At 62.0% G+C, this 24,863-nt stretch carries 21 protein-coding genes; 3 read left to right on the plus strand and 18 right to left on the minus strand.

Features of this window, described 5'->3' with window-relative positions:
* Positions 1–78: 78 nt before the first annotated feature.
* Positions 79–813 carry a tRNA (cytosine(32)/uridine(32)-2'-O)-methyltransferase TrmJ gene (gene trmJ, locus EGY12_RS01815; protein ID WP_025303916.1) on the minus strand — a complete coding sequence of 245 codons (735 nt, stop codon included), beginning with the start codon at positions 811–813 and terminating at the stop codon, positions 79–81.
* A 119-nt stretch (positions 814–932) separates the two neighbouring features.
* On the opposite strand from trmJ, the gene suhB reads away from it, so the two are divergent.
* Positions 933–1,736 carry an inositol-1-monophosphatase gene (suhB, locus tag EGY12_RS01820; protein WP_004941400.1) on the plus strand — a complete coding sequence of 268 codons (804 nt, stop codon included), beginning with the start codon at positions 933–935 and terminating at the stop codon, positions 1,734–1,736.
* Between the two features lie 57 nt (positions 1,737–1,793).
* On the opposite strand, the gene EGY12_RS01825 is transcribed toward suhB, so the two are convergent.
* Positions 1,794–2,816 (minus strand): nickel/cobalt transporter, encoded by a 1,023-nt coding sequence (locus EGY12_RS01825; RefSeq protein WP_123892388.1) that lies wholly within the window; start codon positions 2,814–2,816, stop codon positions 1,794–1,796.
* Complete coding sequence (locus EGY12_RS01830; RefSeq protein ID WP_371415411.1) at positions 2,807–3,442, minus strand: DUF1007 family protein; 636 nt, start codon at positions 3,440–3,442, stop codon at positions 2,807–2,809. The genes EGY12_RS01825 and EGY12_RS01830 overlap by 10 nt, the downstream gene beginning before the upstream one ends.
* 181 nt (positions 3,443–3,623) lie before the next feature.
* Between EGY12_RS01830 and csiE the strand changes: the two genes are divergently transcribed.
* A complete protein-coding gene (csiE, locus tag EGY12_RS01835) occupies positions 3,624–4,889 on the plus strand; it encodes a stationary phase inducible protein CsiE (RefSeq protein ID WP_123892390.1) in 1,266 nt (421 codons plus the stop codon).
* On the opposite strand, the gene EGY12_RS01840 is transcribed toward csiE, so the two are convergent.
* Positions 4,890–6,035, minus strand: a complete 1,146-nt coding sequence (locus EGY12_RS01840; protein WP_049200716.1) for a 3-phenylpropionate MFS transporter — start codon at positions 6,033–6,035, stop codon at positions 4,890–4,892.
* Between the two features lie 156 nt (positions 6,036–6,191).
* Positions 6,192–7,445, minus strand: a complete 1,254-nt coding sequence (gene glyA / locus EGY12_RS01845; protein ID WP_004941389.1) for a serine hydroxymethyltransferase — start codon at positions 7,443–7,445, stop codon at positions 6,192–6,194.
* A gap of 357 nt (positions 7,446–7,802) precedes the next feature.
* Here glyA and hmpA point away from each other — a divergent pair, with 357 nt between their 5' ends.
* The gene (gene hmpA, locus EGY12_RS01850) at positions 7,803–8,993 is read left to right on the plus strand and encodes an NO-inducible flavohemoprotein (RefSeq protein WP_123892391.1); all 1,191 of its coding nucleotides are present in this window, start codon (positions 7,803–7,805) and stop codon (positions 8,991–8,993) included.
* A gap of 37 nt (positions 8,994–9,030) precedes the next feature.
* Here hmpA and EGY12_RS01855 read toward each other — a convergent pair whose 3' ends face one another.
* From EGY12_RS01855 to qseG, 13 genes are all read right to left on the minus strand, one after another.
* Positions 9,031–10,215, minus strand: coding sequence for a cytochrome c (locus EGY12_RS01855; protein WP_123892392.1), 1,185 nt, complete (start codon positions 10,213–10,215; stop codon positions 9,031–9,033).
* Positions 10,212–12,122, minus strand: a complete 1,911-nt coding sequence (locus tag EGY12_RS01860) for an FAD/NAD(P)-binding protein (protein ID WP_123892393.1) — start codon at positions 12,120–12,122, stop codon at positions 10,212–10,214. The genes EGY12_RS01855 and EGY12_RS01860 overlap by 4 nt, the downstream gene beginning before the upstream one ends.
* 80 nt (positions 12,123–12,202) lie before the next feature.
* Entirely contained in the window at positions 12,203–13,627 is a 1,425-nt protein-coding gene (gene patD / locus EGY12_RS01865) for an aminobutyraldehyde dehydrogenase (protein WP_123892394.1), read from the minus strand.
* 35 nt (positions 13,628–13,662) lie between these two features.
* Positions 13,663–14,469, minus strand: a complete 807-nt coding sequence (locus EGY12_RS01870; protein ID WP_016929774.1) for an ABC transporter permease — start codon at positions 14,467–14,469, stop codon at positions 13,663–13,665.
* Complete coding sequence (locus EGY12_RS01875) at positions 14,459–15,403, minus strand: ABC transporter permease (RefSeq protein ID WP_123892395.1); 945 nt, start codon at positions 15,401–15,403, stop codon at positions 14,459–14,461. Before EGY12_RS01875 ends, EGY12_RS01870 begins: the two co-directional genes overlap by 11 nt.
* Before the next feature lies 1 nt (position 15,404).
* A complete protein-coding gene (locus tag EGY12_RS01880; protein WP_015378790.1) occupies positions 15,405–16,433 on the minus strand; it encodes an ABC transporter ATP-binding protein in 1,029 nt (342 codons plus the stop codon).
* A gap of 53 nt (positions 16,434–16,486) precedes the next feature.
* A complete protein-coding gene (gene ydcS / locus EGY12_RS01885; protein WP_123892396.1) occupies positions 16,487–17,641 on the minus strand; it encodes a putative ABC transporter substrate-binding protein YdcS in 1,155 nt (384 codons plus the stop codon).
* 73 nt (positions 17,642–17,714) lie between these two features.
* Positions 17,715–19,178: a gamma-aminobutyraldehyde dehydrogenase gene (locus EGY12_RS01890; RefSeq protein ID WP_123892397.1), complete on the minus strand. Its 1,464-nt coding sequence runs from the start codon at positions 19,176–19,178 to the stop codon at positions 17,715–17,717.
* A gap of 115 nt (positions 19,179–19,293) precedes the next feature.
* A complete protein-coding gene (locus EGY12_RS01895; protein ID WP_038874511.1) occupies positions 19,294–20,217 on the minus strand; it encodes a LysR substrate-binding domain-containing protein in 924 nt (307 codons plus the stop codon).
* Between the two features lie 331 nt (positions 20,218–20,548).
* Positions 20,549–20,887, minus strand: coding sequence for a nitrogen regulatory protein P-II (glnB, locus tag EGY12_RS01900; protein ID WP_004847623.1), 339 nt, complete (start codon positions 20,885–20,887; stop codon positions 20,549–20,551).
* Between the two features lie 11 nt (positions 20,888–20,898).
* The gene (locus EGY12_RS01905; protein WP_123892398.1) at positions 20,899–22,521 is read right to left on the minus strand and encodes an NAD+ synthase; all 1,623 of its coding nucleotides are present in this window, start codon (positions 22,519–22,521) and stop codon (positions 20,899–20,901) included.
* 130 nt (positions 22,522–22,651) lie between these two features.
* Positions 22,652–23,992, minus strand: coding sequence for a two-component system response regulator GlrR (gene glrR / locus EGY12_RS01910; protein ID WP_025303931.1), 1,341 nt, complete (start codon positions 23,990–23,992; stop codon positions 22,652–22,654).
* Positions 23,989–24,861, minus strand: a complete 873-nt coding sequence (qseG, locus tag EGY12_RS01915) for a two-component system QseEF-associated lipoprotein QseG (RefSeq protein ID WP_123892399.1) — start codon at positions 24,859–24,861, stop codon at positions 23,989–23,991. The genes glrR and qseG overlap by 4 nt, the downstream gene beginning before the upstream one ends.
* Positions 24,862–24,863: the final 2 nt, after the last annotated feature.

The following is a 24,863-nucleotide window of genomic DNA, read 5'->3' on the forward strand; positions in this document are numbered from 1 at the left end:
AGAACAAAGGTATATAAAATACATGTTATAACCTTTGGATAACTAATACTATTGTCGTCCATCGTTATGCCACATCAATTAATTACCTTGATGTTTATCCTGTTTCTCGATCGACGTCAGCATACCGCGCAGGATATTCAGCTCCTGCCCTTCCGGGCGAGCGCGGGTGAACAGCCGGCGCAGGCGGCTCATCACCTGGCCCGGATGGGACGGGCGAATAAAGCCGGTACGCTGCAGCGTCTGCTCCAGGTGCTGATAGAAACGCTCGAGGTCGTCCACCAGCGGATACGGCGTCTCTTCCAGCTGCGGCGCGCCCGCCTGTTGGCGATCGAGGTAAGCCACGCGCACTTCGTACGCCAGGATCTGCACCGCCATCGCCAGGTTCAGCGAGCTGTAGTCCGGGTTGGCAGGGATGGCGACGTGGTAGTGGCATTTCTGCAGTTCATCGTTGGTCAGCCCGACGCGTTCGCGGCCGAACACCAGCGCCACCGGCGCGTGTTCGCCTTCGTGCACCGCGCGCACCCCGCATTCACGCGGCTCCAGCATCGGCCACGGCAACGTGCGGGAACGTGCGCTGGTGCCCACCACCAGGCTACAGCCGGCGATGGCGTCGTCGAGGGTATCGACGATAGTGGCGTTGCCGATCACGTCGCTGGCGCCGGCAGCCAGGGCGATGGCCTGAGAATCGGGTTTGATCAGCGGATTAACCAGATAAAGGTTGGTTAAACCCATGGTTTTCATGGCTCTGGCGGTCGAGCCCATGTTGCCGGTATGTGAAGTCTCTACCAGAACAATGCGGATATTGTGCAGCATACAAACTCTGAGCGTGGCGGAAAATCGCAGCATCTTAACACAGCCGTAGGCAATTTGCCGAACAGCTGCTATACTTCGCGCCGTTTCCTGTTCTTTAACATCCTAGTTGGAAGATACCCATGCATCCGATGCTGACTATCGCCGTGCGCGCTGCGCGCAAGGCCGGTAACCTGATTGCCAAAAACTACGAAACCCCGGACGCTGTAGAAGCGAGCCAGAAAGGGACCAATGACTTCGTCACCAACGTCGATCGCGATGCAGAGCATCTGATCATCGACGTCATCCGCAAGTCTTACCCGCAACACAGTATCGTGAGCGAAGAACGCGGTGAGCTGATCGGCGAAGATCGCGATGTGCAATGGGTGATCGATCCACTGGATGGCACTGCAAACTTCATCAAACGTTTCCCTCATTTCTCCGTTTCCATCGCCGTACGCATCAAAGGCCGTACTGAAGTGGCCGTGGTCTACGATCCGATGCGCAACGAACTGTTCACCGCCACTCGCGGCCAGGGCGCACAGCTCAACGGCTACCGCCTGCGCGGCACCAACGCCAAAGATCTGGATGGCACCATCTTGGCGACCGGCTTCCCGTTCAAGGTCAAGCAGCACGCAACGCCTTACATCAACATCGTCGGCAAGCTGTTCACCCAGTGCGCAGACTTCCGCCGCACCGGTTCTGCAGCGCTGGATCTGGCCTATGTGGCCGCCGGCCGCGTGGACGGGTTCTTCGAAATCGGCCTGAAGCCGTGGGACTTCGCCGCGGGCGAACTGCTGGTGCGTGAAGCCGGCGGCCTGGTGACCGACTTCGTCGGTGGTCACAACCACTTCAGCTCCGGCAACGTGGTTGCAGGCAACCCGCGCGTAGTGAAAGCCATGCTGGCCACCATGCGTGAAGAACTGAGCGAAGCGCTGAAGCGTTAATCGCCAGAAGCGAATCGAAAAAAAAGCGCTGCCGATGCAGCGCTTTTTTTATGCCCGCTAGCGGGAGAAGGGGCGGATGCCGCCGCCGAATTCCGGCTGCGCGCTGGCGTACAGCAGCAGCCCGGCGGCCAACAGGATCAGACCGCCGGCCAGCGCCAACGCCCCCCAAGCCACCGCGCTCCAGGCGGCGGGCGTGCGCGAACGGCTGAGACGCACCGCCAACCGGCGGCTGTAATGTACCAGCAGCGCCAGCATCGAGATGGTCAACGAGGTGCCGAACGCCATCGCCAGCGCAGAGATCACTCCCCAGCCGAACACGCCGATCACCTTGGAGAACAGCAACACCAAAATCGCCCCCGAACAGGGGCGCATGCCCATAGCCAGCACGATGGCGGTCTGGGTGCGCCAATCGCTTCCCGCCTGCAACTCGCTGTCGCTCGGCAGATGGCGGTGGCCGCAGCCGCAGTGGGCGCTGTGCACATGATCCGCCGCCAGCGGCGTCAGGCTGTTGATGCGCAGCGCCGGCGCCGGGCGCATCGCCTTGATCGCCGCAAACAGGCGTTTCAGCGCGCGCCAACTCAGCAGCACACCAAGCAGCATCACCAGAATAAAACTGCCCTTCTCCAGCCAGAAGCTGCTTTGGTGCAGCTGGCGCGAAGAGAGCTGCAATACCACCAGCATCAGCGTGACCAGTGCGATCGCTACCCCGCCCTGCACCAGCGAGGCGGCGAAGGTCAGCTTCAGGCTGCTTTTCAGCCGGGCCGGATGGGTGGCCAGGTAGGTGGCGATCACCACTTTGCCGTGGCCGGGGCCGAGCGCATGCAAAACGCCATAACCGAGGCTGAACAACATCAGCGCCAGCCCGGCCTGCTGCGGCGCGGCCTTCACCTGTTGCAACAGCCCCGCCATCTGCTGATGCAGCGCTTTTTGCCATACTACGCTCTGCATCAGCAGCTGCGGCCAATAGTGCCACGCCAGCAGCGCGGCGGCCGTCAGCGCCAGCGTGAACGGCAGCAGCGGCCACAGGCCGAAGGCCCAGTGGCGCCGGCTCGTCGTCGGTTGTGAGAGATTTAACGACATTGCAGCGTCACCCGCTGGGCGAACTGTTGCCCCAGCGCCAGGTCTTCGCCAGGCGAGTCGTTCTTGTCGAGCGACAGCGCATAGGCCTGCAGCGACGCATTCGGCTTCGGCGTCATCAGCTTGTAGCTGCACAGCTGCGCCATCTCCGGCGGCAGATGCAGCGCATTTTGGTCTTTATAGGTCATATCCACGAAATAAGTCGGATCGTAAGTAGAAAGTTCGAACGGCTTGCCCGCCAGCGGCTGCGGTTCGGCCAACGGCAGCACGAACTCCAACACCGCCTGATTGCCCTGGCGCGACAGGTGATATTCGCTGGGCAAGTTCAGGTATTTCACCGGCTTGCCGTCGCGGTAAAGATCGGTGAAATAGTGCTGCCCCAACACGTTGGCCATCACTTCCGCCGCCAGCTTTTTCCACACTTCCGAATCGCTCTTGGCATTTTTCGCATCGTAGAGCAGATCCGCCGAGGTGATTTCATCCATCACCCACACCATTTTCAGACCGACCAGCCGCTGGTCTTTGGCGACGAAGGTGGTGTTCATGTCGATAAAGCTGTGCGGATGAGCGAGCGCACCGGCGCTGAACACGACGCCGAAGGCAGCCAAAAGACGACGTAACTTCATCATTATCCTGTCATACCTGCATTTGTTATAACGTAACACAAATAAGCGTCGGACGGCCCGCCTATCCCGGCGATATTTGTGACGAAAGTTGTAAGCCGAAGTAAAAGCCGCGCGGTAACCCTGCCGTCACAAAGCCTTTTGCTATGCTTAGGCATAATCGCAACCTTTTATGCCGGAAGGTGATATGAGCCTGGACACCTCTCCCGTGCCTGAGCTCTCCGGACAACAACGGCGCTGCCATCTGCTGCTGATGCTGTACACGCCGGAGCCCGAGTTACAGCTGGAGACTCTAAGCCGAATCAATGGCGTTCCCCCCCCGATAGCCCGGCAAGATATAGCCGAGGTGGCCAGTGAAATCCAGCGTTTCCACCACCTGGAGATCGCCGTCGATCCCGATCGTGGTTACCAGCTGCGAGGCAGCGCGCTCAACCAACGCCTGTGCCTGCTCCATTGGCTACGGCGAGCCCTGCGCTGCAGCCCACAGTTCGTCGAAGGCGATTTCGCGCCGCGCCTGCGCCAAGCGTTGGCGGCCGATGCCGCTCCGGCGTCTGCGCTGGCGGAGGCGATCGATGCCTGCGAGCCGCTGCTTAACCGCCGCTTCGATGCGCGCGACCGCCAATTCCTGCAGCATTATCTGCTCTACTGCGCCTGGCAAAATCGCCTGCAGCAGCATCCGCATTTCGACACCGTTCAGCGCGACTGGTTGCGGCAAAAACCGGAGCAGCAAGCCGCCGCCTGGCTGCATCAGGCCTGCAACCGGCTGTTTAACCAGCCGCCGCAGGCAGACGAACGCGATTTTTTGGCGCTGACGTTTACCATGTTGAAAAATCACAGCTATCACAGCAACGACTCCGCGCAGGAACAGCGGCTGATGGCGGCTATCGACAGCATGGTTGAGCGCTTCCAGCAACTTTCCGGCATGGCCTTCAGCAGTAAGGCCGAGTTGGTCAGCCAGCTGTTCGCCCACCTTGCGCCGGCGCTGGAGCGCTGCCGTTTCGCCATCGGCATCGACAATATGCTGCTGGAAGAAGTGGTGCGTAAATACCCGCGGCTGATGCGCACCACGCAGGAGGCGCTGAAACCGCTGGAGCAGGAGTACGGCGTGCATTTTTCCAACGAGGAGGCGGGCCTGGTGGCCATCAGCTTCGGCGCCTGGCTGATGCAGGACAATGCGCTGCAGGAAAAACAGGTGCTGCTGCTGACGCTGGACAACCCGCAGTTGGAAGAGGAAGTGGAATATCAGATCCGCGAGCTCACGCTCTTGCCGCTGAACATCAAATACCTGCCGCTGAGCGACTATCTGCGCGGCGGCGCGCCGCAGGGCGTCATGCTGGTGATCACCCCTTATCCGGCGGTGCACAGCGATCCGCACCCGCCGCTGATCTATACCGAACTGCCGCTGGAACCCCGGCAGCGCCAAGCCATCCGCGCGCTGCTGGAAGCACCTTAATCAGCGGCTGACACTGACCGCCGGCGGCCGGATGAACAAGGCCGGCACCGCGACCGCCGCCATCACCCAGAATACCCCACCCTGCCAATGTTCGAACAGGAACCCGGCAATGACCGTCATGACGGCGATGCCGCCGCCCATCGCCAGCGCCGAATACACCGCCTGCAGCCGGATCACTTCTTGCCCCTGGCGCGCGGCGATAAAGCGCATCGCGGCCAGATGGCAGACGGTGAAGGTGCCGCAGTGCAGGATCTGGATCAGCAGCAGCCAGCCCAGCTCGGTGCTATAGGCCATCAGGCTCCAGCGCAGCACGCCGCAGCAGGCGGAGAGCAACAGCAGGTTGCGCGCATTCCAGCGGCGGAACAGCACGTTGCTGCTGGCGAAGATAATCACTTCCGCCACCACGCCCAGCGACCACAGATAACCGATGGTCGAGGCCGAATAGCCGGCCTCCTGCCAGTAAATGGAACCGAAGCTGTAGTACCCGGCGTGCGCGCCCTGCAGCAACGTGACGCACAGCAGGAAGCGCCAGACCGGCCCTTCTTTCAGCAGTGCCCACAGCGAACGCTCGGTATCGCTGCGCGTGCGCGCTTCCCCCTGCGGCATGACGCTCGGCTTCAGCAACATGCCCAGCAGCATCGCCAGCACGCTGAAGATCAGGCTGTAGAGGATGGCATTATGGCCCCACACCGCCACCAGCTGCCCGGTCAGCGCTGAGCCGATGACGAACGCCAGCGAGCCCCACAGCCGCACCCGGCCGTAGTCCATGCGGATCTGCTTTTGCCAGGTGGCGGCCAGCGCGTCGGTCAACGGCACCAGCGGCGAGAAGAACAGGTTGAAACCCGCTATCACCAGCATCAGCCAGCCCCAGCCGTTGCCGAAGCAAAAGCCAACCGCGAAGGCCAGGGTCAGCAGCGCCAGCAGGCGCAGGGCGGAGACTAAATGAGAGGGATCTTTAACGCGGGGTGCAATCAGTAAACTGCCGAGGAAACGGGCCACCAAGCCGGCGCCGAGCAACATGCCGATCGTTTCGGGCGCGATGCCCTCGCCTTTCAGCCACACGCCCCAGAACGGTAAGAAGATGCCATAGGAAAAGAAGTAGGTGAAATAACTGAGAGCGAGCCAACGCGTTGATTGCAGAACCATGATCCCTCCGGAGTGAGGGCAATACTTTGACAGAGCTCACACCGCCCCGCAATCGTCATTCCACTTCAATGCGTTAGAGTGCCAGACAGTTCACAGTTTACTGCTGGCAGGCATAAAAAAACCCGCCGCAGCGGGTTTTGTCGGGCAAAAGCGGGATTATGCGTAAACCGGCAGGCGGGCGCAGATATCCAGCACTTTCTTCTTGGTGCGTTCGATGGTGGCTTCATCGTTGATGTTGTCCAGCACATCGCAGATCCAACCGGCCAGTTCGCGCACGTCGGCCTCTTTGAAGCCGCGACGGGTCACGGCCGGGGTGCCGATACGCACGCCGGAGGTGACGAACGGGCTCTTCGGATCGTTCGGCACGCTGTTTTTGTTGACGGTGATGTTGGCGCGGCCCAGGGCAGCGTCCGCTTCTTTACCGGTCAGATTTTTGTCGACCAGATCCAGCAGGAACAGGTGGTTATGGGTGCCGCCGGAGACCACTTTGTAGCCGCGCTGCAGGAACACTTCCACCATCGCCTTGGCGTTGACCGCCACTTGCTGCTGGTAAACCTTGAACTCAGGCTCCATCGCTTCTTTCAGCGCCACCGCCTTGCCGGCGATCACGTGCATCAGCGGGCCGCCCTGGCCGCCAGGGAATACGGCGGAATTCAGTTTTTTGTACAGCTCTTCGTCGCCGCCCTTCGCCAGGATCAGGCCGCCGCGCGGGCCCGCCAGGGTTTTGTGGGTGGTGGTGGTGACGATATGTGCGTGCGGTACCGGGTTCGGGTACACGCCGGCGGCGATCAGGCCGGCCACGTGCGCCATGTCGACAAACAGGTAAGCGCCGATGCTGTCGGCGATTTCGCGCATCTTGGCCCAGTCAACCACGCCGGAGTAAGCGGAGAAGCCGCCGATGATCATTTTCGGCTTGTGGGTTTGCGCCTGCTTGGCCAGATCGTCATAGTCGATTTGGCCTTTGTCGTCGATGCCGTAAGGCACTACGTTATACAGTTTGCCGGACAGGTTGACCGGGGAACCGTGGGTCAGGTGGCCGCCGTGCGCCAGGTTCATGCCCAGAATGGTGTCGCCCGGCTGCAGCAGCGCGGTGTACACGGCGAAGTTAGCCTGGGAGCCGGAGTGCGGCTGCACGTTGGCGTAATCGGCGCCGAACAATTCTTTGGCACGATCGATAGCCAGCTGCTCAACGATATCCACGTATTCGCAGCCGCCGTAGTAACGCTTGCCCGGATAGCCTTCAGCGTATTTGTTGGTCAGCTGGGAACCCTGAGCCTGCATTACGCGCGGGCTGGTGTAGTTCTCAGACGCGATCAGCTCGATGTGCTCTTCCTGACGCACCACTTCCTGCTCCATGGCACGCCACAGTTCCGCATCGTAATCGGCAATGTTCATTTCACGCTTTAACATCCGGCATCTCCTGACTTAAATCAGCTAACTAAAAAATCACCAAATAACTACCCGTTTGGGGTCTGGGTCACAGTGTAAACCGTTTCGCCCTACCGAAGATAGGTCTTGACAGAGGTTTTTACGCAAACGATTGGCATAAGGTGGCGCAAGGCTTTGATCCGCGAAACGCTGTCGTTTATCAACGGACATTTCCTCATGCGAATCCCGCGCTTTTTTCATGTTCTGTGAACCCGATCGACGCCCGGAGAACACCGCAACGAAAACAAGGGTATTTACAAGCGACGCAGAACCCAATAAGATTCATTTAAAATACATCATTAAAATTCTCGTCAAGAGCCTAACCCAAGGAGCGCTTCCATGCTGGATAGCCAAACCATCGCCACCGTAAAATCTACCATTCCCCTGTTGGCTGCGACCGGGCCGAAGCTGACCGCCCACTTTTACGATCGCATGTTCGCGCACAACCCGGAATTGAAAGACATTTTCAACATGAGCAACCAGCGCAACGGCGATCAGCGTCAGGCGTTGTTCGACGCCATCTGCGCCTATGCCGCCAACATCGAGAACCTGGCGGCGCTGCTGCCGGCGGTGGAGCGCATCGCGCAGAAGCACACCAGCTTCAATATCCAGCCGGAGCAGTACCAAATCGTCGGCGGTCACCTGCTGGCGACGCTGGACGAAATGTTCAGCCCGGGCCAGGAAGTCCTGGATGCCTGGGGCAAAGCCTACGGTGTGCTGGCCAACGTATTTATCCAGCGTGAAGAGCAGATTTATCAGCAGAGTGAAACCGACAACGGCGGCTGGCGCGATCTGCGCGCGTTCCGCATTCTGAAGAAACAGCCGCAGAGCGACGTGATCTGCAGCTTCGTGCTGGCGCCGGTGGACGGCGGCCGGGTAGCGGACTTCAAACCGGGGCAATACCTGGCGGTCTACATCAAGCACGACAGCCTGGAACATCAGGAAATTCGCCAGTACTCGCTGACCACTTCGCCGAACGGCGAGTTCTACCGTATCGCCGTGAAGCGTGAAGATCAGGGGAAAGTGTCCAACTACCTGCACCAGCAGGCGCAGGAAGGCGACGTGATCTACATCGCCCCGCCGCACGGCGACTTCTTCCTCGACGTGGCGCCGACCACGCCGGTGGCGCTGATCTCCGCCGGCGTCGGCCAAACCCCGATGCTCGGCATGCTCAATACCCTGCACGACAACCAGCATCAGGCGCAGGTCCACTGGCTGCACGCGGCAGAAAACGGCAGCGTGCACGCCTTTGCCGGTGAAGTGGCGGATATTGCCGAACGCATGCCGAATCTAAGCCGCCATGTGTGGTACCGCGAGCCAAGCGCCGATGATGTGGAAGGCCGCGATTACCACAGCCGCGGATTGATGGATTTGAGCGCGCTGCAAGGCAGCCTGGCCGATCCGCAGATGCACTATTACTTCTGCGGCCCGGTGGCCTTCATGCAGTTCGTGGGCAAACAGCTGTTGGAGATGGGCGTAGAGGCCGAACGCATCCACTACGAATGCTTCGGCCCGCATAAAGTGCTGTAATGCTTGCGGAGCGCGGCCCTCAAGCCGCGCTCCATACTCATTTTTCCTGGAGTTTGCGCGCGTCCTGCACCTGCTGCACCGTCACCGGCGCCGCCTGGTTGCCCCAGCTTCCCCGCAGATAACTCATCAGATCCGCCGCTTGCCGATCGTTCAACGCCCAGCCATAAGCCGGCATATCGAACGCCATAGCGTGCTGCGTGGCCGGAGTATGCGCCCCTTCCAGCACCACCCGCAGCGCGGTCAGCGGATTGTCCGCCGTTACCGTGGCATTGCCCGCCAGCGCCGGAATGGCGAAATCGGTGCCTTCGCCCTTGTTGCCGTGGCAGGTCGAGCAGTACATCGCATAGGTCGCCTGGCCGCCCGGATTATTCGCCTGCACGGCAGGCGCTGCGGCTACGGCGGCGGTGTCCGGCGCCAGGCTGCGCAGGTACACCGCGATGGCGTTCAGATCGCCGTCGCTGAGGTACTGCGTGCTGTGGGTCACCACCTCGCTCATCGGCCCGGCGACCGCCGCATGGCGGCTGCGGCCGGTTTTCAGCAGCGCCGTCACCTCTTCCGGCGCCAGGCCGCGCAGATTGGAGGCGTACCAGCCGTCCAGCTCGGCGCCGCTCAGGAACACCGGCTCCTTACCGTCCAGCCCCTTCTCCTGCATCGCCCAGCCGCGCGGCGTGTGGCAGCTGCCGCAATGGCCCGCGCCCTGAACCAGGTAGGCGCCGCGGTTCCACTCGGCGCTTTGCTGCGGATCCGCCTGATACGGCTGGTCGTCGTGGAACAGCTGGTTCCACACCGCCAGCGGCCAGCGCATCGACAGCGGCCAGCTGATGTCGCTGTCACGGTTGGCGACGTTCTGCGCCGGCACCTCATTCATCAGATAGTCATACAGCGCGCGCATGTCTTCCGCGCTCATTTTGGCGTACGAGGTGTACGGCATCGCCGGGTAGAGCCGGTGGCCGTCTTTGGCCACCCCCTGGCGCATGGCGCGGTCAAACTCCTCGAACGAGTAGGCGCCGATACCGTGCAGCTTGTCGGGCGTGATGTTGGTGGCGTAGATAGCCCCGAGCGGTGTCGGGAACTTCATGCCTCCCGCCAATTCAGCGCCGCCCGGCGCGGTATGGCAGGCGGTGCAGTCGCCGGCTTTGGCGACGTATTCCCCGGCCGACATCGCCTGGGCCGAACCAGCGGCCGCCAACAGGCTCAACAGGTACAGCGAACGCAAACTCATGCTCCCTCCTTGGCGGCAAGCTTGCCGTAGGCCAGTTCGTTCACCGCACGCCACGCCTGATCGATCGCCGAGTTGGCGTACGGGCTCCAGTCGGAATCGGAGTTGGCGATAACGATCTTGCCGATCGGCTGCCGCGCCGTTTCGATGATTTTCTTGGCTTCTTCTTCGTCGTCAAACAGCCCGTTGAGGAAGTAGGAATAACCGTGCGACCAGCGGTTAACAGTGATCGCCTGAATATCGCGCTGATGGTCGAAACCCGCCTCGCCCAGCATGCCCTGCAGCTGTTCGCGGATCATCTGCTCATGCACCTCGAACGGCGTGCCCAGCAGCAGCGCGCGCCCTTTGCGCGACTGCTCGCGCGGGCTGAGGCCGCTGCCCGGCAGCGTCGGCACATAGACCATATGCAGGCCGATTGGCCGCTCCGGATCGCGCGGGTGCTGATACCCACCCATGCTCACCGGGTAGTCCAGCTTCACGCGGCTGTACGGCGCGGCCGGCGAATAAATTTCGTGCACGCCCAGCTTGATGAATGGCTGCCAGTTGCGGATCACCACCTTGCTGTACACCAGCGGCGCCTTGACGTTCTGCTTGAGCGCCTCCTGCTGCTCGTGCGACATCTCCGGCACCAGGTACGGGATCATCATGTTGTAGCCGGCCATGACCACCTGCCCGGCGCGCACCTTGGTCATCTTCTCGCCGGTCATGTAGGTGACTTCCACCTTGTCGCCGACGTTAGCCGCGTGCAGCCCGGTGCTGTTCAAACGCAGCTTCACCGGCGATTCCGGCCGATCGAGCTGGCTGTAGTCGAATTTGGCCAGCACCACGTCATTCATGTCTTTGCCGGCTGGCGCCACCGCCGGGATCAGCTTGCGCACCATCAGGCGCGTCAGCGTGGCGTTGCCGTCCGGGAAGTGGAACACGTAAGGATCGTCGAGATCCGCCTGCGACTCTTCGTCCAGCGGCGGCAGATTCATGCCGCCGAGGCCCGGCAGATCGCAGATGCGCGCATCGCTGCACGACGTGCCGTCGATGCCCACCGCCTGGAAGTCGTTGGTGGTCTGTTGGAAATAACGGATAGCCAGCTCGCTCAGGCCCACTTTTTCACGCAGGAACTGGGTGTAGCTGTGGGTATCGAGCCATTCGACCTTCTGCTCCAGCGTCATCTCCGGCAGATAATCTTTCTCCACCGTATGCAGCGCGATCAGCGCCTGGCGATCGCTTTCCGGCAGCGGAAAATCACCGATGAACGCTTCATAAGAGCGGCCGTTGAGGCGATCGCGCGGAATGTCGTCCGCCACCGTGCGGCCCGGATCGCCGCTCACCACCTTGTCGACGCCGAAGTTCTTGCGATCGAAGTAAACCCCGCGGCTCAGGTTCAGATCCGGGTAGAAGGTGGTGTCAAACGCCTGCTCCAGTTGGTCGATATCGACGCCGAGCTTGCGCAGCAGCCCCATCGCCACCGGGCTGAAGTTGGAGCGCGGCGACTGCAGCGATTCGCTGCCGCCGTAGCCGAGCAGCATGCCGTCGTCGGTGTTGAATTCGTTGCGCTTGGCGTGGCCGCCGAAGTCGTCATGGTTGTCGATCAGCAAAATGCGCTGCTGCTCGCCTTTCAACTGCTGCCAGAAACAGGCGGCCGCCAGCCCGCTGATGCCGGCGCCGACCACCACCAGATCGAACTCTTCAACGGCGGGTACGCTGCCGAAATCAAAGGTTTTACCGTCGCGCCCCAGTTGATGCGCATGCTCGAACGAGCCCGGATGGTTGCCCCGCAGCCCGGTCAACGCCGGCGGATAGTACAGGGTTTGATTGGCGGTTTGCGGCGACGCGCGCAAGATTTGCAGCGGCGTCAACCCGGCGGCAATGGTGATCGCCACCCCGTTGAGAAAATCGCGTCTGGTGATACCCATATAGGCTTCCTTTTTTATTATCATCGGCCGGCCGAGGCCGGCCCGAAGGCCGCGCTATTGTGCGGATAATTATTGTAAAATCAATGTTTGAACATCACATGACGAATGGCGGTGTAATCCTCCAGCCCGTACATCGACATATCCTTGCCGTAGCCGGACAGTTTTTGGCCGCCGTGCGGCATTTCGCTCACCAGCATGAAGTGGGTGTTCACCCAGGTGCAGCCGTATTGCAGGCGGGCGCTTAAGCGATGCGCGCGGCCCACGTCGCGGGTCCACACGGACGACGCCAGCCCGTAGTTGGATTCGTTCGCCCAGGCCAGCACCTGCTCTTCGTCGTCGAACGCCGTCACCGTCACCACCGGGCCGAACACTTCGCGCTGCACGATCTCATCCTCCTGGCGCGCACCGGCCAGCAGCGTCGGCTGGAAATAGTAACCCGGCCCTTTTACCTTCTCGCCGCCGGTCACCACTTGCACGTGCGGCAACGCTTTGGCGCGCTCGACAAAACCGGCGACCCGCTCCAGATGCTGGGCGGTAATCAACGGCCCCAGCTCGGTACTCTCGTCGTCCGGCGCGCCGATCTTCAGGCTGGCCACCGCCTCGCCCAGGCGTTTCACCAACTCGGGATAAATGTTTTTCTGCGCGTAGATGCGACAGGCGGCGGTGCAATCCTGCCCGGCGTTGTAGAAACCGAAGCCGCGAATGCCATCGACCACCTGCTGCAGGTCGGCATCATCGAACACCAGCACCGGCGCCTTGCCGCCCAGCTCCATATGAGTGCGCTTAATGCCGGCGGCGGTGTGGGCGATGATGTGCTCGCCGGTGGCGATAGAGCCGGTCAGCGACACCATGCGCACCTTGTCATGCCCGGTCAACCGATCGCCGACGCTGGCGCCACGGCCGAACAGCACGTTGAGCACGCCCGGCGGGAACAGTCCGGCAGCCAGTTCGGCCAGTTTAAAGGTGGTCAGCGGCGTCTGCTCCGAAGGCTTGATCACCACGCAGTTGCCTGCCGCCAGCGCCGGCGCCAGTTTCCAGGCCGCCATCATCAGCGGGTAGTTCCACGGCGCGATCGAGGCCACCACGCCGAGCGGATCGCGGCGGATCATCGAGGTATGCCCGGCCAGATACTCACCGGCAGCCATGCCGGTCAGGCAGCGGCTGGCCCCGGCGAAGAAGCGAAACACGTCGGCCACCGCCGGCAGTTCGTCGTTCAACACGCAGTGATAAGGTTTGCCGCAGTTGAGCGACTCCAGCCTGGCGAAGGTCTCGGCATGCTCGTCGATCAGATCCGCCAGCTTGAGCAGATGTTCGGCGCGCTCCTTCGGCGTGGTTTGCCCCCAGGCGGCAAACGCGGCGTCCGCCGCCAGCACCGCGCGGTCGACCTGCTCCGGGCTGGCCTCCGCCACCTGCGCGATCACTTCGCCGGTCGCCGGGTTATACACCGGCTGGGTCACGCCCTGGCCGTTCACCAGTTGGCCGTCAATCAACAGTTGGCTTTGCATAGGGTTATCCTTTTATCAGAGATCGGGTAAGGAAATTATTTACCGCTGCCGGCGACGCTTTCCCCACCTTTGGTCAGGTAGTAAGCGCCGAGTATCGGCAGCATGGTCAGCAGCATCACCGACAGCGCCACCACGTTGGTGATCGGCACGTCGCGCGGGCGACCGAGCTGGTTCAGCAGCCACAGCGGCAGCGTGCGCTCGTGGCCGGCGGTAAAGGTGGTCACGATGATTTCGTCGAACGACAGCGCGAACGCCAGCATGCCCCCGGCCAGCAGCGCCGAGCCGAGGTTCGGCAAGATCACGTAACGGAAGGTTTGCCAGCCGTCGGCGCCGAGATCCATCGACGCTTCGATCAGGCTGTACGAGGTGCGGCGGAACCGGGCGATGACGTTGTTGAACACGATCACCACGCAGAACGTCGCATGGCCGACGACGATAGTCAGGATGCCCGGCTCGATGTTCAGCGCCTTGAACGCCGCCAGCAGCGCCAGACCGGTGACGATCCCCGGCAGCGCGATCGGCAGCAGCAACAGCAGAGAAATGCTGTCCTTGCCGAAGAAATCGCGCCGATACAGCGCCGCCGCAGCCAAGGTGCCAAGCACCAGCGCGATGGCGGTCGCCAGGCAGGCGATCTGCGCCGACAGCAGCACCGCATCGATGATGTCCTGCCGCCCGGCGGCGACGTTGAACCAGTGCAGCGTGAAGCCCTTCGGCGGGAAGCTGAAGGCGGCATCCTCGGTGTTGAAGGCGTAGATGGCGATGATCGCCAACGGGAAATGCAGGAAGACAAGTCCGCCCCAGGCGGCCAGCTTCAGCCCTAAGGGCGCGCGTTCAGAGTGCATCGAAAGCCCCCAGACGTTTGACGATGGAAAGATAGATGGCGATCAGGACGATCGGCACCAGCGTAAAGGCCGCGGCCATCGGCATATTGCCGATCGCGCCCTGCTGGGCGTACACCATGCTGCCGATGAAATAGCCCGGCGGCCCCACCAGCTGCGGCACAATAAAGTCGCCCAGCGTCAGCGAGAAGGTGAAGATCGACCCGGCGGCGATGCCCGGCACCGCCAGCGGCAAAATGACGTGGCGGAAGGTCTGCGCCGGTCGCGCGCCCAGATCCGCCGAGGCATGCAGCAACGAAGGCGGCAGGCGCTCCAGCGCCGCCTGGATCGGCAGGATCATGAACGGCAGCCAGATATAGACGAATACCAAAAAACGCCCCAGTCCCGAGGTCGACAGCGTGTTGCCGCCCACGCCTGGCACCATCAGCAGCGAGGCCAACAGCGACTCCAGCCCCAGGTGCTGCAGAAACCACTGCGCCACGCCGTCTTTCGCCAGCAGCAGGGTCCAGGCATAGGCTTTGACGATATAACTGGCCCACATCGGCATCATTACGGCGATGTAAAAGAACGCTTTAACGCGGCCGCTGGTGTAGCGCGCCATGTAATAGGCGATCGGGAACGCCAGCGCCGCGCTGGCCAGCGACACCAGCACCGCCATGGTCAGCGTGCGCAGGATGATGTCGTAGTTGGCCGGGTTGAACAGCGCCACAAGGTTGGCGAAGGTCAGATCCGGCGTCACCGCCATGGTGAAATCGTCGAAGGTGTAAAACCCTTGCCACAACAGCGTCAGCAGCGAACCGAGGTACACCGCGCCGAACCACAGCAGCGGCGGCACCAGCAGCAAAAGCAGATACAGCGTCGGCCGGCGATAGAGCCAGGTCGACAGCGCGCGCACGCTACCGCCGCGCGTCGAGGGGGAATCGATGCTCATGTCCATCTCACCTCTCCTCCAGCAGCGGTACCATCGCCGCGCGCGGCCAGCAGGCGACGATCGGCTGGCCGATCTGCCGCTGTTGCCCTTCGGCGATCCACTGCGGATTGGCCTGACTGACCAGCAGCTTTTCGCCGCCGTTCAGCGCGATTTCATAACGCGTGGCCGCGCCCTGGTAATGGATTTCCTGCAGCGTGCCCTGCACCTGGATCTCGTCCTGCGCCGCGCCGCCCTGCTCCAACAGGCGGATATGCTCCGGCCGGATCGAGAAGGTCCGGCTTTCACCGAGCAGACGCTGCGCCAGTTCGCTGCGCACCACGTTGGAGGTGCCGACGAACTCGGCGACGAACGGCGTCTTCGGCCGCATGTAAAGCTCGCGCGGCGTATCCACCTGTTCTATGCGGCCGTTATTGAACACCGCCACCCGATCGGACATCGACAGCGCTTCGCTTTGATCGTGGGTGACGAAGATAAAGGTGATGCCCAACTGGCGCTGCAGCTTCTTCAGCTCGCCCTGCATCTGCTCGCGCAGCTTGAGATCCAGCGCGCCGAGCGGTTCGTCCAGCAGCAGCACCCGTGGCCGATTGACCAGCGCGCGCGCCAACGCCACGCGCTGACGCTGGCCACCCGACAGATGCGCCGGCTTGCGTTCGGCAACGAAACCGAGCGCCACACTCTCCAGCGCCTCTTGCGCCCGCGCCAGCCGCTCACGCTTGGCGACGCCCTTCACCATCAGGCCGTAGGCGACGTTTTCCAGCACCGACATGTGCGGGAACAGCGCGTAATCCTGAAACACCGTATTCACGTCACGCTGATACGGTGGCAGGTTGGCGGCTTCCTGGCCGTGGATGCGAATCGAGCCGGAAGTGAGCTGTTCAAAGCCGGCGATCAGGCGCAGGCAGGTGGTTTTGCCCGAGCCGGATGGCCCGAGCATGGAGAAAAATTCCCCGTCCTGAATGTCGATGGATACCCGATCCACGGCGCGAACATCGCCGAAAGTCCGCGAAACATCGATGAATTGCACGGCAATGGTCATTTTCTGTGCTCCATACTGATGTAGTTCGGGCGCAGCGGGCTGCGCCCCGCGGCTTAGCGGCCGCCCATGATGGCGATGTAATCCTGGGTCCAGCGGCTGTACGGCACGAACTTGCCGGCCTGTGCCTGCGGCGTTTTCCAGAAGGCGATTTTGTCGAACTGGTTGAAACCGTTGGTTTCGCAGCCCTTCTCACCCAACAGCGCGCTGGCCTTGCAGCCCGCCGGTGAAGCCGGCACCGATCCGAACCAGGCCGCTACGTCGCCCTGCACCTTCGGCTCCAGCGACCAGTTCATCCACTGGTAGGCGCAGCTCGGGTGCTTGGCGTCGGTATGCAGCATGGTGGTGTCCGCCCAGCCGGTCACGCCCTCTTTCGGGAACACGGTGGCGATCGGCTGCCCCTCGCCCTTCAGGGCGTTGGCCTGATACGGCCAAGCGCTGGAGGCCACCACGCCTTCGTTTTTGAAGTCGCTCATCTGCACCGAGGTGTCGTGCCAGTAGCGGTGAATCAGCGCGTGCTGGCTGCGCAGCAGTTTCAGCGCCGCCTGATACTGCTCTTCGTTGAGCTGGTAAGGATCGCTGATGCCGAGCTGCGGCTGGGTGGCCTTCAAGAACAGCGCCGCGTCGGCGATGTAGATCGGGCCGTCGTAAGCCTGCACCCGGCCCTGGTTACTCTTGCCGTCCGGCAGGTTCTGCTGCTGGAAGATCACCGCCCAGCTGTCCGGCGGCGTCGGGAAGGTTTTGGTGTTGTACATCAGCAGGTTCGGCCCCCACTGGTACGGCGTGCCGTAGGTTTTGCCGTCCACGGTGTACCAGGCACCGTTCAGCAGGCGCGGATCGATGTTCTTCCAGTTAGGGATCAGCGCGGTGTTGATCGGCTGCACCCGCTTGCCGAAGATCAAACGCAGCGAGGCGTCGCCGGAGGCGGTCACCAGATCGTAGCCGCCCTTGGCCATCAGGCTGACCATTTCATCGGAGGTCGCGGCGGTCTTCACGTTCACCGCGCAGCCGGTTTGCTTTTCAAACTGGGTGACCCAGTCGTAGTTTTTGTCGGACTGGCCGCGTTCGATGTAGCCGGGCCAGGCGATGATATCCAACCGGCCCTCGCCTTTGCCCAGAGACTGCGGCAGATCGGCCGCCTGGGCCAGGCCGCACAGCACGGTGAGACAGAGCGCGGAGACGGTGGTGGTGACTGCGGTAGTTTTTCTCATCGTAATTACCCCTGTGTTGCGTATCTGTGTGCGGCAGGGAACGGCTGCCGCCTGATTTTGCTTTATAGAACCGCTAGAAGCTGGCTTTGAACTTCGCCATTACGTGCCTGACAACGCTGTAATCCTGCAGCGAATCGCTGGACAGATCCTTGCCGTAGCCGGAGCGTTTCAGGCCGCCGTGCGGCATCTCGCTCGCCAAGGTGAAATGGGTGTTGATCCAGGTGCTGCCGTACTGCAGATGGGCAGCAATGTGCAACGCCCGGTCGATATTTTGCGTCCACACCGACGAAGCCAGGCCGTATTCCGAGTCGTTGGCCCACTCAACCGCCTGCTCCAACTGCTCGAAGCGCGTGACGCTGACCACCGGGCCAAACACCTCGCGCTGCACGATTTCGTCGCTTTGCAGGCAGCCCGCCAGCAGGGTCGGCTGGTAGTAAAACCCAGGCCCGGAGTGGGCCGCGGCGCCGGTGATCAATTCGATATGCGGTTGGCTGAGCGCCCGCTCGACAAAGCTGGCGACGCGATCGCGCTGGCGGGCACTTATCAACGGGCCGATCTCGTTATCCTGATCGCGCTTGCGGGCGAAGCGCAGGCTGGCAACCGCCTCACCCAACGCATCCACCAGTTTGGGGTAGATGCCCGCCTGCGCGTAGATACGGCAGGCGGCGGTGCAGTCCTGGCCGGCGTTGTAATAACCGTAGGTGCGAATGCCGTTAACCACCTCGTCGAGATCGGCGTCGTCGCAGACGATCACCGGCGCCTTGCCCCCCAGCTCCAGGTGGGTGCGCTTGACGCTTTTGGCCGCCGCCTGAAGAATTTTTTGCCCGGTGACGATATCGCCGGTGACCGACACCAGCCGCACCTGCGGGTGCCCCACCAGCTGGCTGCCGACCCCTTCCCCGCCGCCGTAGACGATATTCAGCACGCCCGGCGGCAGGATCTCCTGCAGCGCCGGCACCAGCGCCAGAATGGTCAGCGGCGTATGCTCGGACGGTTTGAACACCACGGTATTGCCCGCCGCCAACGCCGGCGCAATCTTCCACGCCGCCATCATCAGCGGATAGTTCCAGGGGGCGATCGAGGCCACCACGCCGATCGGATCGCGGCGGATCATCGAGGTGTGGCCCGGCACATACTCGCCGGCCAGCTGCCCTTGCTGCGTGCGCACCGCGCCGGCGAAGAAGCGGAACACGTCGACCGCCGCCGGCAGATCGTCATTGAGCGCCTGATGCAGCGGTTTACCGCAGTTGAGGGCTTCCAGCTGTGCCAGCTGCGGCGCCTGCCGCTCAATGGCGTCGGCGATGCGCAGCAACAGAGCGGCGCGCTGGGCCGGCGTGGTGCGCGACCAGTGGCCGAACGCCTGCTGCGCGGCTTTTACCGCGCCGCCGACCTGCGCCGACGAGGCTTCGGTAAGGGCGATCAGCGTCTCACCGTTGGCCGGATTGACGATGCACTCCTGCTGGCCTTCGCCGTCGATAAGCTGACCGTTAATGAACTGCTGACAGGACAAACCCGAGAGAACCTGCACATCTGCCATCGCCTGACGCCCCTAAGTGACAAAAACGTTAACTAAATGTGAATAAGTTAGTTTTAATCAGCCTAAGCGAGCCTCTGGCGGGCAACAAATTCTAAATACTGAACGCCGCGTTCGATTAAATCGAATGCTTAAGCCCGGCGGCGTGTTTGCTGCCGTTCTCGCGCGCGATGGTAAGGAACGGCGTCACCAGCTCAGGCCGTGCGCTGCCGCGCCGCCACGCCAACCCGATATCCAGCGGCTCCAGCAGATCGTCCAGCTTGCGCGCCTCAATCATGTTGCCCTCAAGCGACCAGGCGCGGTACGCCATGTCCGGTTGGATGGAGACCCCCATCCCCGCCGCCACCAGGCTGCGCACCGCCTCGGTCGAGGCGGTCTTCATGGCGATCTCCGGCTTCAGCCCGGCGCGCGACCAGATGCGCCGCGCGTGCACGTCCATTTCATCGGCGTTGAGCTGGATCAGCGGCTGTTTGGCCACGTCCGCCAGGCTGATGCTCTCGTGTTCCAGCAGCGGGTGCAGCGGCGGCAGCCACAGGCGATACGGCGAATGCATCAGCACCTCGGTCTGCAGCGCGTCGCGGTCTTCGATGTTCGACAGGATCAGCACGCCGATGTCGATCTCGCCGCTGACCAGCAGATGCTCGATATACGGGCGCTCGTCCTCAACCACCTGCACGGTGACGTTGGGATAAGCCGATTTAAAGCGCGTGAGCAGCTCCACCAGAAAGTAGCCGGCCACCAGGCTGGTGACGCCGACGGTCAGCTTGCCGGTCAGGCTTTCGGTGCCGATCTGCAGGCTGCGCTTGGCGTTGTCCACCGTCGCCAGGATCAAATACGACTGGCGCAGGAACTGATGCCCCTGATGGGTCAGCGTCATGCCCTTGGCATGGCGATCGAACAGCCGTACGCCGATCTCGGTTTCCAACTGCTGGATCGCCAGCGTCAGCGAAGACTGGGAGACAAACACCGCCTGGGCGCCGGCGGAGATCGACCCGGTTTCCGCCACGGCGATGAAGTGGCGGATTTGGCGTAACGTCATCATCCCCATCGCCTTTCAAGCCGCTGCGTTGTTGTCTGCGTGCGCTTACCCCAGTCACTTACTTGAGTAAGCTCCTGGGGATGCACGCCCTTGCCGCCTAGCCGCAACTTGAAATTCATTGGGGATCACCTCAATCAAGATAGTTAGATTGATTGTAGATCCCGCGAGAAAAGCGATCGGGAAAAGTATCAAAAACGCGATAGCGTTCGCTTTTTTAGAATGCCTACAGGCAAAAATGGGGAGAACAGTGTGGCGAAGAAGTGCGATGTGTGGGGGACAAAAATGACAAGGGCGCAGCACGCTGCGCCCTGATGGCCGAAGTTCTTGCGGAGGATCAGATCGCTTCTTCGTCCTGCTCGCCGGTACGGATACGCACCACGCGCGCCACGTCGAAGACGAAGATTTTGCCGTCGCCGATCTTGCCGGTCTGCGCCGTTTGCATGATGGTTTCCACGCAGGTGTCGACAATGTCGTCGGCAACCACGATCTCGATCTTCACCTTAGGCAGAAAATCGACCATGTACTCGGCGCCGCGGTACAGCTCGGTGTGGCCCTTCTGGCGGCCGAAGCCTTTCACTTCGGTGACCGTCATACCGGTGATGCCCACTTCGGCCAGCGCTTCGCGGACGTCATCCAGTTTGAACGGCTTGATAATCGCGTCGATCTTTTTCATCTTCTTTCCTTTTACCAATTTTTGCGGCCAAAACCGGATGTGATGGGGTAGCGGCGGTCTTTGCCGAAGTTACGGGCGGTGATACGCGGCCCGACGGCGGCCTGACGCCGCTTGTATTCGTTGATATCCACCAGGCGGATCACCTTGCGCACGATCGCTTCGTCGAACCCTTCGGCCACCAGATCGGCAACCGACTTGTCGCGCTCAACGTAGCCTTCCAGGATCGCGTCCAGGATATCGTACGGCGGCAGGCTGTCCTGATCGACCTGATCCGGCGCCAGCTCGGCGGACGGCGGACGATCGATCACCCGCTGCGGGATCACGTAGGAGACGGTGTTACGGTATTCGGACAGCTTGAACACCAGCGTTTTCGGCACGTCCTTCAGCACGTCGAAACCGCCGGCCATATCGCCGTACAGCGTGGCGTAACCCACCGCCATTTCGCTCTTGTTGCCGGTGGTCAGCACGATGCTGCGGCGTTTGTTGGACAGCGCCATCAGCACCACCCCGCGGCAACGCGCCTGCAGGTTTTCTTCGGTGGTGTCGCGCTCGGTGCCGGCGAACATCGGCGACAGCTGGCCCATAAAGGCGTCGAACATCGGTTCGATGGAGACGATATCGAACTCCACGCCGAGGATTTCCGCCTCTTCCTTGGCGTCGGCGATGCTGATATCCGCGGTATAGCGGAACGGCATCATCAGCGCCTGCACCTTGTCTTTGCCCAACGCATCCACGGCGATCGCCAGCGTCAGCGCCGAGTCGATGCCGCCGGACAGGCCCAGCACCGCGCCTTTAAAGCCGTTTTTGGTCACGTAGTCGCGCACCGCCAACACCAGCGCCTGGTATACCTGCGCCAGCTGCGGCAGCTCAGCGGCCGGATCGGCCATCGGCACCACATCCAGCTCGTTGAATTCCAGGCGAGTCACCTGCTCGTCGAAGGCCGCCAGACGGTGGGTCATGGTGCCGGCGGCGTCGAATACCTTGGAGCAGCCGTCGAAGATCAGCTCATCCTGGCCGCCGACCTGGTTGAGATACACCAACGGCAGCTGGGTGCGCTGGCAGTGGCCGGCCATCAGCGTTTTGCGGATATACGGTTTTTCGCGGTTATACGGCGAGGCGTTGATCGACAGGATAATCTCCGCGCCGGCTGCCTTGGCGGCGTCGAGCGGCTCAGGGAACCACAGATCTTCGCAAATCAGCAGCCCCAGACGGTAGCCTTTCAGCTCCACCACGCAGGTGTCGTTGCCGGCGTGGAAATAGCGCTTCTCATCGAACACGCCGTAGTTAGGCAACTGCTGCTTGAAGTAGCGGGTCAGCAGGCGGCCTTCGGCAAACAGCGACAGCGCGTTATACAGCTTGTCGCCTTCGCGCCACGGGTGGCCGACCAGGATCGCCGTCTCGGCAGAGGCCTGCTGCAGGCGCAGCAGCTGCGCGTCGCAGCGCTGATAGAAGTCATTGCGATACAGCAGATCTTCCGGCGGGTAGCCGGACAGCGCCAGTTCGCTGAACATGACCAGATCGGCTCCCGCCTTCTGCTGCTCCTGCACGATTTGCAACATGCGTTCGGTGTTGCCTTCAATGTCGCCGACCAGCAGGTTCAGCTGGGCCAGGGCGATGGAAAGTGATCTGCTCATTTGTGTACGATCCCGCTTAATACGTTCCATGGTGCTCTACGCCGGGGCGCGCCGCGGCAAAGAGAACGGAGTGTAAATCATTCCGCCGGATTTGTTGAGAACCTGCGTGGCAGGCACCGGCGGGAAACTGTCATTCTTTAAAATCGTTGGCGTCCAGCTCGTGGCGCGACAGCAATTTGTAAAACTCGGTGCGGTTGCGGCCCGCCATACGTGCGGCCTGGGTCACGTTGCCCTTGGTGATCTGCAGCAGCTTGCGCAGGTAGTGCAACTCGAACTGGTTGCGCGCTTCGGCAAAGGTCGGCAGCGCGGTGTTTTCCCCTTCCAGCGCCTGCTCCACCAGCGCTTCGCTAATCACCGGTGCCGAGGTCAGCGCCACGCACTGCTCGATGACGTTGACCAGCTGACGCACGTTGCCCGGCCAGCTGGCGGTCATCAGCCGCTTCATGGCGTCGGTCGAGAAGCTGCGCACGAACGGCTTGTGCCGCTGGGCCGCTTCGCGCAACAGGTGGTTGGCCAGCAGCGGGATATCTTCGGCGCGTTCATTGAGCGCCGGGATCTTCAGGTTCACCACGTTGAGGCGATAGTAGAGATCCTCACGGAACTCGTTCTTGGCCATTGCCTTTTGCAGATCGCGGTGGGTGGCGGAAATAATGCGTACGTCAATGTCCAGATCGCGGTTGCTGCCCAGCGGCCGCACCTTGCGCTCCTGCAGCACGCGCAGCAACTTCACCTGCAGCGACAGCGGCATATCGCCGATCTCATCGAGGAACAGGGTGCCGCCCGCCGCCGCCTGGAACAGCCCTTCGCGGCTGCTGACCGCACCGGTGAAGGCGCCCTTGGCGTGGCCGAACAGTTCGGACTCCAGCAGCTGCTCCGGCAACGCGCCGCAGTTGATGGCGATGAACGCCTTGCCGGCACGCGGGCTGGCCGCGTGGATCGCCTGCGCCACCACCTCTTTGCCGGTGCCGCTCTGGCCGTTGATCAAGACGCTGACGTCGGACTGAGCCACCATTTTCACCTGCTCCAACAGGCGCAGCATCAGCGGGCTGCGGGTGACGATGTCTTCGCGCCAGGCCTCGTCGCCGGCCGGGGTGGCCGACAGCGCGAGCGCCTCGTCGATGGCCTTGTACAGCGCATCGCGATCCACCGGTTTGGTCAGGAAGCTGAACACCCCCTGCTGGGTGGCGGCCACCGCATCGGGAATCGAACCGTGTGCGGTAAGAATGATCACCGGCATGCCCGGCTGATGCTTTTGGATCTCGGCGAACAGCGCCATGCCGTCCATCTCGTCCATCCGCAGATCGCTGATCACCAGATCGATCTGCTCGCGCGCCAGCAGGCGCAGCGCTTCCTGGCCGCTTTCGGCGGTAGTGACGTGAAAACCTTCGCTGGTCAGACGCATGCCCAGCAGCTTCAGCAGGCTGGGATCGTCGTCAACCAAGAGCAGATTGGCCGGTTTGCGTGCAGTCATTGCGCGTGGGACTCCTTATTGGCTGGGTGCGGCGTATAGGTGTCTTCCGGTTCTACCGGCAGCGCGGTGCCCTTTTCCGGTTCGTCCTGCGATTCGGCCCCTTTGGCAGCCGCGCCGTTTTTACCGGCGGCCTCGCCCTTCTGCGAGCCTGCGCTGTTTTCCGGGATTTCCCCTTGCAGCTGCTTACGCGAAGAGAGCTGGCGCTCGATATCGGTCAGGTTCTCCAGCTTGCGCGAGGTGTCCTGCAGTTGCGATTGCAAACGCGCCTGGCTCTGGCGCAGCGAATCGATCTGGCTGTCGCTGCTCTCCTGCAAATGCTGATAGCGCGCTTTCTCATCGAACAGCGTGATCTGCAGCAGTTGCTGCTGGCGCCACAGCTGCGTCAGCGGACGCAGTGAACCGGGGAATTCCATTCGATAGCTGTTGATTCGATCGATTATCTGACGGCGTTCGCCGGAGGTCGGCTGTGCGCTGCCCAGCAGGATGCTCTGTTTAAAAACGCCGGACCAGCTGTCGCCAGGCACCGTTTTCGCCAGCGCGCGCGCCTGGGTCGACCCGATGCGATCGGCGCAGTCCATCGCGCGCAGCCAGTAGAGCGAGTTATCCAGCGCGTCCTTATCGTCCAACTGCCACAGGGTATCGCAAGCCGCGGTGCGGTAATCGATCACCTTGGTATCCGGGATCGCCTCTTGCTGCTGAGGGTTCAAGCCGCCGCTGACGGCGCGATCGACGCAGCCCGCCAGCAACAGCGGCATAAAGAAGACGGCGCCCAACCAGCTGATCGGGCGTTTGCCGAGCGGCGCTCTGTGCGTGGCACGCGGTGAACGTTCGGTCTGTGAAAGACGAAGGCGTTTAGACCATGTGTACATTA

The organism is Serratia sp. FDAARGOS_506, assembly GCF_003812745.1.
Taxonomy (GTDB): domain Bacteria; phylum Pseudomonadota; class Gammaproteobacteria; order Enterobacterales; family Enterobacteriaceae; genus Serratia.